This is a genomic window from Yersinia nurmii (assembly GCF_001112925.1).
Taxonomy (GTDB): domain Bacteria; phylum Pseudomonadota; class Gammaproteobacteria; order Enterobacterales; family Enterobacteriaceae; genus Yersinia; species Yersinia nurmii.
This window is the reverse complement of record NZ_CPYD01000001.1, coordinates 203,588-217,847: the sequence shown is the minus strand read 5'-3', so window position 1 is coordinate 217,847 and position 14,260 is coordinate 203,588. Positions and strand designations below refer to the sequence as shown.

The window sequence follows — 14,260 nt, the reverse complement described above, 5'->3', positions numbered from 1 at the left end:
ACTTAATGATACAAATAAGAATGAATTTTTAACGTTGGACACTGTCCTTGGTTCGATTTTGTGTCACTTTGTGGACGCATAATGAACCCATATGCATTTCCCTGCTCCGCAGCTAAGCGAAGTCTTAGTCGATCTTCATCTGTTAAATCAGGCAACCAACCTAGCACTACGCTGTAATTTCCCGTCAGTAGTGCTTTTTCCATAGCTTCAACGGTAGATAAAGAATCTATCTGGCTTAGTTGCACTACTTTATCTACGGGTAAACCGGATTTTTCAAGCCACAAACGGCTAAGCTTCTGCTGTGGCGTTAACCATAGCAACCAACGGGATTGTTTGCCCAATTGTTGCAGCAGGGGAACGAGCAGTTGAACCACTGCAGGCTGACTCTCACTATAAACAACTTCACTGATAAGTCCGCTATCCATAGGGGAAATGGTTCTTGTTGCTAATGTATTAGCAGCAAAAGTATGACTGTTGGAATTATGAGGTTTAAGTGAATGTGTGCGCATGTGATTTCCTGCCCGTAGTGATACTGTATGAATATACAGTAATGGGTGTTTGATGGAAGATCAACCTAATTTTTCAAACTGCTTCGCAAATTTGCGATGAAATTTCATGCAAATTAATTTTGTAATTGGATAGTCGATTTATATTGCGTACTTTTGCAATTAGTTGTTCCTCTTACACTTATTACAGCAAAGTTAGGACTACAGGCTAATCATTTGCTAAAGGAGTAGCGATGAAGCATTTATCAGAAAAAAGGATTGCCCAGGCTCAGGAACGTTTTGCTTTTCTCGGCCCGATCACATTTCGTTCTCAATTTGGCGGATATGGCCTGCTGGCTAACGGCATCATGTTTGCATTGGTTTCTGAAGGCGAAATGTATTTACGTGCGAATGAACGTACCGAATACACGTTCAAAACCTACGGTATGCGCTGTTTGGTTTATTCTAAACGCGGTATTCCCGTTACCTTGCGCTACTACTGGATTACGCCCGAGTTATGGCAGGATGAATCCAACCTTTCCCCATTTGCTCAATTAGCCTATCAAGGAGCAGAAGAAGATGTCGTTACCAGAAGCAGGGAAACCAACCGACTGAAAGATTTGCCTAATGTGAGCATTGCGCTTGAGCGTTTACTGTGGAAAGTCGGCATCAAGAATGCGGATGAGTTGAGAAATGAAGGAGCAAAACGCACTTATCTTAGACTCAGAGCCTTGAGGGAGTCGTTGGGGATCAATGTCCTGCTCTCATTAGCCGGTGCCATTACAGGCAATCATCATGCCGTTTTACCTCGTCGAATTCGCAATGAGCTGATGGAGTGGTTCGATGATGTAGGAATGCCGGTCAGCGCTTGTTATAAAAACTGAAGGCGATGGACGTTCAGTTAACGATGAGCCACGCGATATGTCTTGAAGTCGTCGCTGAGTGAAGGGGGCGTCACAGGCCGCTGAAATATCAACGACCTGTGACGGTGGGTGAGTTTCACCGTTTTATTTTGATAGGTTATTAATTGCTTTGACGAATTTGTTTATTTAATACGGCAAGCTCAGGTAGCAGTTCCAGTAACAATCCTACCTGCTGTAATACCAGCGGTTCTTTGCTTTCAGGATCGGGGGTGAATTGCGCGATACGTGCCGAAAGGGCGGCCAGCGCTTTGTTCATTCGGATATCATCCACCGGTTCTTCGCTAAGCGCCGCTTCTACATAACAGATAGCGTCATTTAATAGCTCTAGAATGGCTGGATTGGTCAGTTTCTCGCGGTGCGCGCCTAGCGCAGAGATGTAGCTCAGCATGGTGTGATTCAGGCACAGCAGCCGGAATGCCGCCTCATGTGTTTTGCGATCATTCTTAGGCTCTGCGGACATATTGGAAATAACCGAGGCTAACTCAGCATCGCTATTGTGCGCATCGCGGCGGGCAATCCTATAGGTCAGGCTGTTGTCCTTTCCCTGATGATATTGCAGCAGGATGGCATCCAGATAGCGGCAGTTGGCGTTGAAGGTCTTGCTGACCACCGCTGGCAGATGGCGAAATTTCCAATCCGGCCAGATAAAGGAAACAGCGACCCAGGAAATACCGCAGCCGAGTAAGGTATCAATCACTCGAGGCATGGCGACCTCAAAGCCTTCACCTAATAGGTTGAAGCACAGTAACACCAAAAGGGTAATAAACATGGTGGCGTGGGCGTATTGCACATTACGGAAGGCGAAGAACAGTACCCCGGTAATGACGATTAAAATCAACTGCCCTTCCAAAGAAGGCACAAAGTAAAGAATAGGTAAGCCGATCAGAATACCCGCGAGGGTTCCGATGATCCTCAGCGCTAAACGGCGGCGGGTGGCGTTGTAGTTAGGCTGGCAGACAAACAGGCTGGTCAGCAAAATCCAATAGCCGTGTTGCATGCCGGTGAATTGGATAAATGCGTAACCAATACAAAGTACTACAGACATGCGAACCGCATGGCGAAATAGGGCTGACTGTGGAGTCAGATGGCGGCTGATCCGGAGCCAGATATCTCCCCAACCGGTAATACGGTCGTCGGCGAGACGATTTTCCGGCTTAGCTTCTTCGGCCAGTACTTGCTCTGATTCAATACCAGCAAGCTGGGCATCAATGGCTCGCAGATTTCTGAGTAAATAGGATAATGCTTTAACCTCTGGAAGGTTTTTATGTTTTTCTGACATTCGCAGCAGCGTGGCGTCCAGATGAGTAAACGCTCGCTCAAAGCGAGGGTCGTGCTGATATTTTTGATGCAAAAGGATGGATTGCGATAATTGCTGGCAGGCTCTGGCCTGCATATTCAGCAGCCGCTGGAAGCGGAACAGCACATCGCTAAACCGAAATTTCTCTCGCAGGCTTTGGTATTGCACATGGGAGGAGCTGGCGCGCTCATGAATGTCCTGCGCGACGAAATAATAGTGTAGTGTTCGGCGTGTGCCCCGTTGCCCGCGATCTCCTTTTAGACGGGTGACGAGGGAGACCTTGGCTTGATTCAAGGTCGAAACCAGTTCGCCGTTGGCCATGGCGACAGCAATCAGCGGCTGATTGTCATTCGCTTCGATATCCGGATCAAACAGGTTAGCTTTGGCTTCCAGATAAGACGAAAGTTGCTGATAGCAGCGTGCCATATTGTCTTGTAGCGGGCGGATAGGGAAGATTAGATGGCCAGCTAGCGTCAGTAGGTTGTACCAAACAGCGCCCAGCACCAAAAGCAACGGTTGCTCATACCAGATAGCGTACATAGACGTACCCAGCATGGTGTAAATCGCGATCAGCAAAGCACCAAAGGCAATGGTGGCGTAACGTTGTCCAAGTGCGCCAAGCAGAATAAATCCGCAGGTCGAAAAAGTCAGGCCAATAGCAAATAGCCAAGGGTAGGGGAAGAGTAATTCAATGGAGGCTGAAGCGGTAAAGAAGCAAACCAACGTGATCAATAAATTGCGGATTCGTCCTACCAGCCTATCGTCCAGATCGGCCAGCGCCGCGGCTACGACTCCCAGAGTCAGAGGAATAGTCAGTGTGGGTTGGCCAAGCCACCAAGGTAGCGCCGTTGTGCCAGTCAGGGCGATAAAAATACGAACGTAATACAGAAAGCTGCTGTTATATGCGTAGCGACGTAAACCAGAAACAAAAGTGAGCACAAAAGACCCCTAAAACGAACAAAACAGCCTGACTGAATTGAGCATTAACCAGGCTAATCAACATAATAGCCTTTAGGCAAAAAAGAGCCTTACACTCGGGACACTCGGGCAAAGCAGATTCACTCGAGCGTAAGGCATCATTCTCAATCAGCGTTGCTGAAAGCGGCGTTTAGCATTCTCGGTTCTGGCTTGTTGCGCCATTTCAACCGAGACCACCCGGCGGCCGACTGGCCATAAGGCTATCGCTGCAATTTTAAAGTTAGCGATACCGACAGGAATACCGATGATAGTTAAGCACTGGGCAATCCCAGCCAAAATATGGGAAATACACAGCCACCAGCCAAACAGAATAAACCAGATAATGTTCAATACTGAACCACCGGTTGTTAGCAGAGCATTACTTTTTTCCGGGTATAATTCATTGACATGGATCGCTTCATTGCCATAAGGCAGAAAGGAAAGCTTGGTAATTTCCCAGCAAGAGCGGGTTAATGGTAAGGTAACGATCAACAGGGCGCTGACCAGCGTAGCCACCAGCCAGGCGAACGTTGTGAAAAAACCACCTAAAACAAAATTCAAAATGTTCAATGCAGTACGCATGATGATTAATCTGCCTGATAAAATTGAAGAACCGCAATGCGGGTGAGTCTAGAAGTGATCTTCCTTTTCCCATTATTACGCGTTTTTGACAATAACCCGTAAACTATCTGATAGCTGTTGTTTAAACTCAATTATTTTATTTACACTCCATTTTGATACGTAAACTCCCTCAATACTAGTTTTGGCGCAGGTATATGGAACTTAAAGCGACATCTTTCGGCAAGCATTTGGCTCAACATCCCTACAATCGGGTGCGATTATTGAATGCTGGCATCGAAGTGAGCGGTGATAAACATCAATATCTGATTCCGTTTAATCAATTGGTCAATATTCAATGCAAACGCGGCATCGTATGGGGAGAACTGGAGTTTGAACTGCCACAGCAGCAGGTTGTCCGGTTACACGGCACCGAATGGCAGGAAACTCAGCGTTTCTATCAGTATTTGCTAGGCGTCTGGCAAAAATGGAGCGAGGAAATGAGCCAGATCAGCGCTGAAGTACTTCAGGCTAAGGTGGCTTCGATCCGTAAAATTGAACAACAAGATAAATGGTTTAAGCGCTCGGATTTGGCTCAATTGCAAGAAAGCATCAAGCAAGCATTTGGCGCGTTACCAATGCCGTTAGAACGATTAAGTGAATTTGAGCTGTGCCGCGACGATTATGCCCTTTGCTTGCGTTGGTTGCAGCAAGGTGCCCGAAGCGTTGAGATGCGTAACCGACAGTGGACCGACCGCATACTGGAACAACACCGCGACTTCTTCCAGCAGGTTGAAACTTCTCCGTTGAACGATTCCCAGTGTCGGGCAGTAGTGAATGGGGAAGATTCGGTATTGGTATTGGCTGGCGCGGGGAGTGGTAAAACGTCGGTGCTGGTGGCGCGTGCCGGTTGGCTGTTACGTCGCCAGGAAGCGCTGCCGGAGCAAATCTTGCTGCTGGCTTTCGGGCGTCAGGCCGCCGATGAAATGAATGATAGAATTAAGCAACGTCTGGGGACAAAAGATATTCAGGCGAAAACCTTCCACGCGTTGGCGCTGCATATTATTCAACAGGGCAGTCGTAAAACTCCAGTTATCAGTAAGCTGGAATCAGACAGCCAGGCGCGTCGCTCGCTATTGATCAAGAACTGGCAGCAGCAGTGTGAAGAGAAGAAAGCGCAAGCCAAAGGTTGGCGGCAGTGGCTGACCGAAGAGCTGGAATGGGATGTGCCGGAAGAGCGTTTCTGGCAGGATAAACGTCTGGCGGCGCGGTTGGGTGGGCGTTTGGAACGTTGGCTTGGCCTGATGCGGATGCACGGGGGTAGCCAGGCAGAAATGATTGAACAAGCTGATGAAGAAGTTCGTGACCTGTTCCAGAAACGTATTCGCCTGATGGCGCCGTTGCTGAAAGCGTGGAAAAGTGCGTTGAAGGACGAAGGTGCGGTCGATTTCTCCGGCTTGATTCATCAAGCGGTGAATTTATTGGAGAAAGGGCGTTTTGTTAGTCCGTGGAAATACATACTGGTGGATGAGTTTCAGGATATCTCGCCGCAGCGCGCATTGTTACTTTCCGCTCTGCGTAAGCAAAATACCCAAACATCTTTGTTTGCCGTAGGGGATGACTGGCAGGCCATTTATCGTTTCAGCGGAGCCGAACTCTTGCTGACCACGGCCTTCAGTCATCATTTTGGTGAAGGTGCAGAATGTGCTTTAGATACCACCTATCGTTTTAACGATCGCATTGGTGAGATCGCCAATCAGTTTATCCAACAAAATCCTCATCAGTTAAAAAAACCGCTAAACAGCCTGAGTAAAGGCACGAAAAAATCCGTGGTAATCCTGCCGCATGGACAGCTAGAAGCGCTGCTGGATAAGCTGAGCGGCTATGTTAAAGATGATGAGAGAATCATGATTTTGGCTCGATATCATCATTTACGTCCGGATATTTTGCAGAAGGCCAAAACACGCTGGCCCAAACTGAATATCGATTTCATGACGATTCACGCCAGCAAAGGGCAACAGGCTGAGTACGTGATTATCGCTGGTTTGCATGAAGGTGGCGATGGTTTCCCGGCGGAAGCCAGGGAGTCGGTGTTGGAAGACGTACTCTTGCCGCAACCGGAAGATTTTCCCGATGCGGAGGAACGGCGTTTACTGTATGTCGCCATGACTCGGGCGAAACATCAGGTATGGTTATTGCAAGACAGCGACCGTCCTTCAGTCTTTATCAGCCAGTTACGCGATCTTGGCGTGCCGGTACAGAAGAAACCCTGACAGGAATAATTTACCCCGCAGGCTTTGGCTCGCGGGGTGAGGATTATTTCAGACGATCTTGCAGGTAGCGCTGATAATCGGGAATGGTAATCTCAATCTCCCGATCGAACAGCGGTGAGCAGACGAGAAAATCAGCGGTAGAACGGTTTGTGGCGACGGGAATATTCCACACCGTGGCCAGACGCAGCAGCGCTTTAACGTCGGGATCGTGCGGCACCGCATTTAACGGATCCCAAAAGAAAATCAACATATCAATTTTCCCTTCTGAAATCAGCGCGCCTACCTGCTGATCGCCACCCATTGGCCCGCTGAGCATGCTGTGTACCGGAATCCCCGTGGCCCGTTGCACCAGATTTCCAGTAGTTCCTGTGGCATAAAGTTCATGCCGTGACAGCAGATCTTTGTTGCCTTCAACCCAGGCAAGCAGCGATTTTTTACAGTGATCATGAGCCACGAGGGCGATATGTTTTCTCGCCGCAACGGTTCGGGTAGTCAGTTCCATAAAAATCCTTAAATAACTGAAGGTTCCCGACAGATTACTGAAACTGGAATTTTGTGCATAGAGGGAGCGCAAGAAATTGCGAGGAGGGATCGAAAAACTCGATACTCACATCAGATTCTGCCGCATTCGACTTCCGGCTGCTTTCTCGGCAAGCCTTCGAGAATGCGGGTTATCTGCACGAGAGAATAGGTGGCGATCCTGACAAACACGTGAATCGATAGCACCTATGATTTTGCCGCGTGTTTCCTAGCCCAAAGCAAAAAACGCTGTTGGGTTTCTTTATCTGCCTGTAAATACCAATACTGTAGCATTTGCTCAGAAACGTTCTCACCGTTCAGGCGCGTGGTTTTGTCGGCGATGCCATTGCCGGCTGCGGGTAGCGTTGTACCGGGTACCGCGCTAACGGTTGAAGGGGGAATAGCGGCGAAAGAGGGAACCGAGGCTTTATGATTGCCTAAGTTATAGATTGCCATGATGTTTTCCAGCGAAGCGCTACTGGTTAAATCATCCGGATGCAGCATATCGGAACGGACCGGCAGAATATGAGCATTGTGATCAATCAGTTGATACAGCGGGTTACGGGAAAATTTCTGCCCTTCTTGCGTATTAGCAATCGTCGGAAGGTGGATTGCGACAGATTTAACGTTTTGAGTATTAAACACCACGATAAGCGGCGGTGAGCTGTAAAACATTTGGGCTGGCGTGCTGGACGGCAGATTTTTGGTAACTTTAAACAGTATCTGATGCTGGCCGCTATTCAGCTCCAAACTTTCCGCGCCTTTTAGCAAAGAGCCGGACATGTTTTTACCGTCAACGACCAGCAAGTCAATCTCAGGCGACAGTTTTAACGTCGTTGCCAGCGCCGAACCGCTAGCGCAGGCGATTAAAACTGCGATAACCATAAGACCGATTTTCATGTTCCACTCCTTTTGCCCAATCTCTGTATTGTCAGATAAGCAAGATAATGCGCCAAAGATTATCCCTCACATTATTATAATTACATTCCGACACTTTTTGTATTATTTGCTTATGTTTATATTTTTGAATTTAAAAGGAAAAGCAATGTAATTTAACAGAAACTACATTGATCAAGGTTAAACGAAGTCAATTGTCGGCTTTCTTTTCAGTCACTTTGGCAGATGATATACACTTAGATAATCGACTCGATTCTAGGCCCTTTTGGGACACGAATCGGTCAAATAAGTTCTATTTATTATGCACATCAGAGGAACTGAAATATGCATGACAATGATATTGCTGAGGTACTGAAAAAAACCAAAACTATCGCATTAGTCGGAGCCAGTAATAACCCCGGTCGTCCAAGCTATGGCGTGATGGCTTACCTGCTTTCTCAGGGATATCAGGTGATTCCAGTGAGTCCGAAATTGGCGGGGCAAACTTTATTGGGGCAAACGGCCTACGGTCAACTGGCGGATATCCCTCATCCGATTGATATGGTGGATGTGTTTCGTAACGCCGAAGCGGCTTACGCCATCGCGCAGGAAGCGATTGCCATTGGTGCCAAGGTGTTGTGGTTGCAGATTGGTGTGATTAATGAACAAGCGGCGGTGCTGGCGGCTGATGCGGGTCTTAAAGTGGTGATGGATCGTTGCCCGAAAATTGAGATTCCGCGCCTAGGTTTAGAAAAACCCTAAAACCATTGCCTATGCTATCCCAATAAACTGTCTTAGTGCTAAGGCAAGGAAATGGAAATAAACGATAAAAAAACCCAACGTCGAGGTTGGGTTTTCATCACATTTCTCGCTTAGGCGATAAGCATTAGTTCCGTAATCTCGGTGCCTGTAACTGATCGCGAATAGAAACCGCCAATTCGTCTAATGAAGGTTGATCAGGATGCGTTTCCTGTACTTCATAGGCCAACTGCGCCTCCGCCAGATAAGTATGTATCGCCTGGCCGCGATCGTCCTCCATAACAACGTGATACCAAGGCGCTAATCGCAGAGTATCGCTATTAACGACGTCTTCAGGTTGAGGTTGATCCAAGGAATATTCGGGATCTATATCGATAACAACCCCCAAATAACCGAGTAGTTTATGGCGAACTTGCTGGCCAATACCGAATTTGCTGGCGATCATAGTCACCTCCTGAAAAACATTACGCTGCCTTCTGATATGAGGGCAGCGCAGGACATTTCAAGTTACATCACCTTCACGTTACATCACTCGACAGGCAAAGCCTTTCAGATACAAACCTTCCGGATATGTTGCGATAACCGGATGGTCGGCCGCCTGACGGAACTGCTCTACAAATTGTATATCACAACCTGCATCTAGCGCGGCATCGGCCAGAATTTTTTGGAACAAATCATTTGGCATTAATCCTGAACAGGAGAAGCTCAGCAAAATACCGCCCGGACGCAGTAACTGTAGCGCTAACATATTGATATCTTTATAACCACGGCAAGCGCTGGCCAGCTGATTTTTATTTTCGACAAACTTCGGCGGATCCATAATGATCATGTCGAATTTTTCCCCTTGCGTGCGGTAATTCCGCAGCAGTTGGAACACATCATCACGAACAAATTCGGCTTTGCTCAGATCAAGCTGGTTCAATTCCACATTTTGTTTAGCGATATCCAGCGCCGCCTGTGAGGTATCCACGCTGATAACCTGCTCGCATCCGCCCATCAGAGCTGAAACGGCGAATGCGCCAGTGTAAGAGAAACAGTTCAGTACACGGCGGCCTTTGGCATAATTGCGAGCGGCCAGACGGCTATCGCGCTGATCCAGATAAAAACCGGTTTTATGGCCCTGCTGGATATCGACCAGCAGTTTCATGCCGTGTTCCTGAATCGGTAGCAGTGCTGGTGGAATATCACCCAAAATAGGACCTTGGGTCAGTTCCATACCTTCTTTTTTACGAACCGATACGTCGGAACGATCGTAAATCGAACACTCTGGGTAGCAATACTGCAGAGCGTTGATCAAGGCTCCACGTTGGTATTCAGCACCGGCAGACAACAGTTGTAGAACAAAGAAATTTTGGAAACGATCGATGGTGACGCCAGGCAAACCGTCAGACTCACCGGCGATCAGGCGATAGCTGTCCAGACCGTCACGCTTTGCAATCCAGTCACGCCAGCTTTGCGCTTGCTGTAAGCGGCGGATAAAGAAATCATTGTCAACGGCTTCGTCCTGCTGGAAGGTCCAAATGCGGGCACGCAGCTGTGATTCTGGCGAATAGGCACCGCGAGCCAGCCATTTGCCTCGGCTGTCCATAATATCAACGGTTTCCCCAGGAAGCGGTTTGCCTTCAACACGTTCAACGGCGCCAGAAAATACCCAAGGATGACGACGGAGCAGGGACTTTTCGCGTCCCATAGCAAGAATTACACGGTTCATAATAATCTTTTATAATCAATTCGTTGGGATTGATAGCTTATTATCAATCAAAAATGAGGCCACAATCATATAGTAATATGAGATGAGTCACTACTTTGGCGGATTGGCGAACTATGATTGTGGATGTATTAAATTTTAATATAAAAATAGTAAAGTTGTGAGATGAACGCGTCATTATCACTTAACCCAGCGTAAAAAAATGCATTAACAGATTTTTATTCCGGCTTAAGCCGTTTATTTTTATGATAAATCACAGCCGGATTGCCTTTGCGCTCCTGATTACAATCGGTGATTTTATCTATAGGCTGGGATATTAAGGAATATGTTCCCATTTGATATCCACCACAACGCCGATAATTTTACAGTTTCCGTTGATAATAGTCGGCGGATGATGCGGGTTTAATGCCTTAAGGTACTTACGTCCAGCATCAGTCATAAACTGTTTGAACGTCGCTTCGTTTTCATTTTCCAGCTTGGCCACCACCAGTTTTCCGCTAACCGGCTCTTTCTCTGGGTCAACTAAAATAATCATTCCTTCGGGGACGGTAAAACCCGTTGGCGCGGTCATGGAGTCACCTTTCACCCGCAGCCAGAAAGAACCGGGGCTGGCATTCACCGTGGTGTCAGGCCAAATATCGATTTCATCTCTGCGATAGGGCTCTACCGCTTCCAGCCAGCTCCCGGCGCTCACCCAACTGATCAGCGGGAAGGTGCCAACCGTCGGTTTTTCTCCAAGATAACTCACGTTATTCGAATTGGCGTTTTCCCCAAGCAGGGCGGCCTCTTTGGCTAACGTAGGGCTGAAATCGGCAATAGCGACCTGAAGATGTTTGGCAAATGCCGCTGCCACCTTGGTGTTTAATGGATTCCGGCCGTTCAGGTAATGGCCAATCGCGCCTTGGCTGACGTCAAGGTCATCGGCTATCCCCTGTTGGGTGATATGCAGCGATTTTTTCTTTGCCTCATAAAGAGATTTCAAACGCATAGCGTCTTCGATCTGTTCGGGCGTGAGCGGCTTTTTCTTTTTCATACGCTCATTCTAATATCAGCGCTATTAAAATAACAATACCGCAGATATTGATTTGATAAATACTTGCGGTATTATTAATGAGTGTTTATTCATTCGGAGAAGACCCGTGAAGCAAACAGCGTCTAGCGATGATGCATGTGTCGTGCGGTTTTATACCGTTGAGCGGCGTTTAAAACGGGTAGGCATGTTGTTCAACTTGGGTAGCGACGTGATGCATATATGCTTATTGCTGGATTCCAGAGTGATGAAGCAAATGGCTATGGACAGTGACCTGTGAGGCAATTTGATTGGCTGAGCTATCGCTACAAGAGCGTCGCCAACGAAACGGTTTTTACGAGGAGTAAGAACTGAGAACGTTGCGCTCCGGCGTGGGGATACGTCAGGGACTGATATATATTTTTATTTACGTCTATCTACGGATAGGTGAGCAGGCGAGGAAAGCAATATGAACCTGGAATCAGCGACGAAGTATTTATTCTGTAAATCACAATCTTTCACCGATAGCCCTCGTGCGACGGGCGATATATTGACCGGTGCCGATGTGATGGGCGCTTTCGGCCTGTGTCAGTCCAAGGCTGAACTTGGGTTTAAAGCCTATTCAGGAAAGCTGGGTTTAAGTGCTAGTGATGCCAAAGATGCGATTCAGTTGCTCACTCAATATGGCATGACCCAATGCGATAAGGTGGCAGCCTTACGTAAGTTGGATGGTAGGGTTAAAGTGAAAGTCGTGCAGAAGCTGGCGGGTTTTGCCTATCAGGATTATTGTCGCAGCGCCTCAGGCGTTGAGGAATGTGCTTGTTGTCAGGGGGAAGGGTTCGTTATCGATCGGGTAGCAACGGCGAAAGATCGGGAAAAGAGAGTTTATAGCCAGCCTACTCAGGTTATTTGCAGCCCGTGTCGGGGAAAAGGCGTGGTTTCCGTTGCCTGCCGGGATTGCCGTGGCCGCGGGGTTGTTGTGGATCAAAAAGAGAGTAAAAAACAGGGTATTCTGGTAAAGCGCGATTGTAAGCGTTGCCGCGGTCGCGGGTATGAGCGAATTCCGGCATCAACCGCATTTCGGGCAGTGAGTTCGCTGACTAACGCCATCAGCGCAGCAACCTGGGATAAAAGTATTAAGCCATTTTACGATTCTCTGATTGGCCAGTTGGAGCAGGAAGAAGTCCGCGCCAGTAACTTATTGAGAAAAGCGATTAAATAGCGAATGAAAAAATAGTGAGTTATTTTATCGTTTACTATTTACTTTTCCGAAAATCGGGGTAAACTATTTCTCACAGTGGGCAATTTATAACAGCTCATCAGGTAAGGGCCTCGGATTAATCACCGGGGCTTTTTGCATTTATAGGTTCTTAGTGAATATCATCGTATCTCGCCGCTCATTTATTTTTTTGATGCAGAGGGGAGTAGAGATATTAGGTAAAGCGGTGTGCACCGTGATTCACCGAAATATCAAATCCAGCATCTTCAACTGATGCCAGGATGAGTCAATCAAGGCCTCGCTTCTGCGGGGCTTTTTCGTATCTGGCTTTCCGTCAAACTCCAACGTCTACAGGCCCCCGTAGCCCAAGGAACCGTGGCGGACAGCCATTCCTGTTTACACCTGAATCTTACAAATGCCCAGCCCGACCGGCAGGGGGAGGCTATGCGAATGGATAAATATTCCAGTGGATCGTCCTACTGGCTTGGCGGTATGACGGCCGCTTTGGGTGCGCTGTCGTTGAACGAGTGGGCAATTATTATCGGGATTGCCTGCAAGATTGGAACCTTTGCCGTGAACTGGCACTACAAGCGAAAAGAATTTCAATTACAGGAGAAATCTAATGGCTCCCGCTCTACGTAACAAACTTTTGGCAGTCTCCGCTGGCAGTGCGATGACGCTGACTCTCGCTTTGATTGGCGGTCATCACGGACTGGAAGGGCGTAAATATACTGCTTATTGTGATGTGGTTGGTGTGCTAACGGTCTGTGGTGGCCATACCGGCCAGGACATGACTCCCGACAAGCGCTACAGCGATAGGGAGTGCGATGAGGTGCTCAAGAAAGATTTAGCTCCGGTATTCGCAGCCATTGAATCTAGCGTGAAGGTGCCGATACCGGACTCTCGCAAAGCGGTATTAGCCTCTTTTGGTGACAACGTAGGTATCCGCGCCATGATTCAATCAACCCTAGTGAAGAAGCTCAATGCCGGAGAAATTCAAGCCGCCTGCGATGAGCTGCGGCGTTGGATAAGGGTGGGCGGTAAAGAATGGAAAGGATTAATTAATCGGAGAGAAGTGGAGCTTGAACTATGTCTGAAAAATTAATCGCATTCTTAACCGCTTCACTTATCGTCTGCCTGTTTGGCCTGATGTATTACCACCGTACTCTTGATGAATTACGGGGAGACGTTGCGGATTTAATCCAGCTTGCTTATCTACAGAAGCAGCAATTGCAGCGGATGGACAATCAGCGACAAGGTGTCACAGCCCTCGACGTCAAACACACCAGAGAACTAGCCGATGCCAAATCTAAAATTAACCATTTGCGCGACAGCCTTGCTGACGGTAATCGGCGGCTGCAAATCCATGCCAGTTGTAAGCGATTGCCCAACTCTGCCAGCGCCACCAGCGTGGATGATGTTGCCCGCCCCGGACTTACTCACGCCGCGGAACGAGGTTATCTCCGTCTCCGAGAACGGATCGCCATGGCCGGTAGACAAATAGCCGGTTTGCAGGAGTACATCAAAAATGTGTGTCAGCCACGGATGGCGGCTAATGCTGAGAATAAAGAGGTTTTTAATTAAAACCTGAGGACAACAACCGCTGGAGGTACAGGAAGACCTCTGTTCAGATTTGCTCACGTAAGCCTTACTTAAAACGGCTCGGGATGAGCTAAC

Annotated in this window: 16 protein-coding genes; 8 read left to right on the top strand and 8 right to left on the bottom strand. The window is 47.9% G+C overall.

Going from position 1 to position 14,260, the window contains the following annotated elements:
• Positions 1-2: 2 nt before the first annotated feature.
• Positions 3-509, bottom strand: coding sequence for an SOS-induced cell division inhibitor SulA (gene sulA / locus AD970_RS00985; protein WP_049596474.1), 507 nt, complete (start codon positions 507-509; stop codon positions 3-5).
• A gap of 230 nt (positions 510-739) precedes the next feature.
• On the opposite strand from sulA, the gene AD970_RS00980 reads away from it, so the two are divergent.
• Complete coding sequence (locus tag AD970_RS00980) at positions 740-1,369, top strand: TfoX/Sxy family DNA transformation protein (protein WP_049596473.1); 630 nt, start codon at positions 740-742, stop codon at positions 1,367-1,369.
• Between the two features lie 139 nt (positions 1,370-1,508).
• Here the strand turns inward: AD970_RS00980 and yccS are convergent, their stop codons facing one another.
• Positions 1,509-3,644 (bottom strand): YccS family putative transporter, encoded by a 2,136-nt coding sequence (gene yccS, locus AD970_RS00975; protein WP_049596472.1) that lies wholly within the window; start codon positions 3,642-3,644, stop codon positions 1,509-1,511.
• 147 nt (positions 3,645-3,791) lie between these two features.
• A complete protein-coding gene (locus AD970_RS00970; RefSeq protein WP_049596471.1) occupies positions 3,792-4,244 on the bottom strand; it encodes a YccF domain-containing protein in 453 nt (150 codons plus the stop codon).
• A 194-nt stretch (positions 4,245-4,438) separates the two neighbouring features.
• Here AD970_RS00970 and helD point away from each other — a divergent pair, with 194 nt between their 5' ends.
• Positions 4,439-6,493, top strand: coding sequence for a DNA helicase IV (gene helD / locus AD970_RS00965; protein ID WP_049596470.1), 2,055 nt, complete (start codon positions 4,439-4,441; stop codon positions 6,491-6,493).
• A 43-nt stretch (positions 6,494-6,536) separates the two neighbouring features.
• On the opposite strand, the gene AD970_RS00960 is transcribed toward helD, so the two are convergent.
• Together AD970_RS00960 and AD970_RS00955 are read right to left on the bottom strand one after the other, a co-directional pair.
• Positions 6,537-6,995 (bottom strand): methylglyoxal synthase, encoded by a 459-nt coding sequence (locus AD970_RS00960; RefSeq protein WP_049596469.1) that lies wholly within the window; start codon positions 6,993-6,995, stop codon positions 6,537-6,539.
• A 224-nt stretch (positions 6,996-7,219) separates the two neighbouring features.
• The gene (locus AD970_RS00955) at positions 7,220-7,912 is read right to left on the bottom strand and encodes a DUF2057 family protein (RefSeq protein ID WP_049596468.1); all 693 of its coding nucleotides are present in this window, start codon (positions 7,910-7,912) and stop codon (positions 7,220-7,222) included.
• 321 nt (positions 7,913-8,233) lie between these two features.
• Between AD970_RS00955 and AD970_RS00950 the strand changes: the two genes are divergently transcribed.
• The gene (locus tag AD970_RS00950) at positions 8,234-8,650 is read left to right on the top strand and encodes a CoA-binding protein (RefSeq protein ID WP_049596467.1); all 417 of its coding nucleotides are present in this window, start codon (positions 8,234-8,236) and stop codon (positions 8,648-8,650) included.
• A 124-nt stretch (positions 8,651-8,774) separates the two neighbouring features.
• Here AD970_RS00950 and hspQ read toward each other — a convergent pair whose 3' ends face one another.
• From hspQ to AD970_RS00935, 3 genes are all read right to left on the bottom strand, one after another.
• Positions 8,775-9,092, bottom strand: coding sequence for a heat shock protein HspQ (hspQ, locus tag AD970_RS00945; RefSeq protein ID WP_049596466.1), 318 nt, complete (start codon positions 9,090-9,092; stop codon positions 8,775-8,777).
• A gap of 78 nt (positions 9,093-9,170) precedes the next feature.
• On the bottom strand, positions 9,171-10,358 hold the full coding sequence (gene rlmI / locus AD970_RS00940) for a 23S rRNA (cytosine(1962)-C(5))-methyltransferase RlmI (RefSeq protein ID WP_049596465.1): 1,188 nt from the start codon (positions 10,356-10,358) through the stop codon (positions 9,171-9,173).
• Between the two features lie 313 nt (positions 10,359-10,671).
• Entirely contained in the window at positions 10,672-11,388 is a 717-nt protein-coding gene (locus AD970_RS00935; protein WP_049596464.1) for a LexA family protein, read from the bottom strand.
• Between the two features lie 106 nt (positions 11,389-11,494).
• Here AD970_RS00935 and AD970_RS19485 point away from each other — a divergent pair, with 106 nt between their 5' ends.
• The 5 genes from AD970_RS19485 (at position 11,495) to AD970_RS20315 (ending at position 14,167) form a co-directional block, all read left to right on the top strand.
• Complete coding sequence (locus AD970_RS19485; RefSeq protein WP_157045409.1) at positions 11,495-11,665, top strand: hypothetical protein; 171 nt, start codon at positions 11,495-11,497, stop codon at positions 11,663-11,665.
• A 168-nt stretch (positions 11,666-11,833) separates the two neighbouring features.
• Positions 11,834-12,586 (top strand): antitermination protein Q, encoded by a 753-nt coding sequence (locus AD970_RS00930; RefSeq protein WP_049596463.1) that lies wholly within the window; start codon positions 11,834-11,836, stop codon positions 12,584-12,586.
• A 441-nt stretch (positions 12,587-13,027) separates the two neighbouring features.
• Positions 13,028-13,225 carry a phage holin family protein gene (locus AD970_RS00925; protein ID WP_049596462.1) on the top strand — a complete coding sequence of 66 codons (198 nt, stop codon included), beginning with the start codon at positions 13,028-13,030 and terminating at the stop codon, positions 13,223-13,225.
• Positions 13,206-13,688 (top strand): lysozyme, encoded by a 483-nt coding sequence (locus AD970_RS00920; RefSeq protein ID WP_049596461.1) that lies wholly within the window; start codon positions 13,206-13,208, stop codon positions 13,686-13,688. Before AD970_RS00925 ends, AD970_RS00920 begins: the two co-directional genes overlap by 20 nt.
• Complete coding sequence (locus tag AD970_RS20315; protein WP_053215254.1) at positions 13,673-14,167, top strand: lysis protein; 495 nt, start codon at positions 13,673-13,675, stop codon at positions 14,165-14,167. The genes AD970_RS00920 and AD970_RS20315 overlap by 16 nt, the downstream gene beginning before the upstream one ends.
• Positions 14,168-14,260: the final 93 nt, after the last annotated feature.

What these genes read in the sequence shown, in the direction of transcription:
- sulA (WP_049596474.1), bottom strand. Translation starts at nt 509, where the DNA reads ATGCGCACACATTCACTTAAACCTCATAATTCCAACAGTCATACTTTT.
- AD970_RS00980 (WP_049596473.1), top strand. Translation starts at nt 740, where the DNA reads ATGAAGCATTTATCAGAAAAAAGGATTGCCCAGGCTCAGGAACGTTTT.
- AD970_RS00970 (WP_049596471.1), bottom strand. Translation starts at nt 4,244, where the DNA reads ATGCGTACTGCATTGAACATTTTGAATTTTGTTTTAGGTGGTTTTTTC.
- helD (WP_049596470.1), top strand. Translation starts at nt 4,439, where the DNA reads ATGGAACTTAAAGCGACATCTTTCGGCAAGCATTTGGCTCAACATCCC.
- AD970_RS00960 (WP_049596469.1), bottom strand. Translation starts at nt 6,995, where the DNA reads ATGGAACTGACTACCCGAACCGTTGCGGCGAGAAAACATATCGCCCTC.
- AD970_RS00955 (WP_049596468.1), bottom strand. Translation starts at nt 7,912, where the DNA reads ATGAAAATCGGTCTTATGGTTATCGCAGTTTTAATCGCCTGCGCTAGC.
- AD970_RS00950 (WP_049596467.1), top strand. Translation starts at nt 8,234, where the DNA reads ATGCATGACAATGATATTGCTGAGGTACTGAAAAAAACCAAAACTATC.
- hspQ (WP_049596466.1), bottom strand. Translation starts at nt 9,092, where the DNA reads ATGATCGCCAGCAAATTCGGTATTGGCCAGCAAGTTCGCCATAAACTA.
- rlmI (WP_049596465.1), bottom strand. Translation starts at nt 10,358, where the DNA reads ATGAACCGTGTAATTCTTGCTATGGGACGCGAAAAGTCCCTGCTCCGT.
- AD970_RS00935 (WP_049596464.1), bottom strand. Translation starts at nt 11,388, where the DNA reads ATGAAAAAGAAAAAGCCGCTCACGCCCGAACAGATCGAAGACGCTATG.
- AD970_RS00930 (WP_049596463.1), top strand. Translation starts at nt 11,834, where the DNA reads ATGAACCTGGAATCAGCGACGAAGTATTTATTCTGTAAATCACAATCT.
- AD970_RS00925 (WP_049596462.1), top strand. Translation starts at nt 13,028, where the DNA reads ATGCGAATGGATAAATATTCCAGTGGATCGTCCTACTGGCTTGGCGGT.
- AD970_RS00920 (WP_049596461.1), top strand. Translation starts at nt 13,206, where the DNA reads ATGGCTCCCGCTCTACGTAACAAACTTTTGGCAGTCTCCGCTGGCAGT.
- AD970_RS20315 (WP_053215254.1), top strand. Translation starts at nt 13,673, where the DNA reads ATGTCTGAAAAATTAATCGCATTCTTAACCGCTTCACTTATCGTCTGC.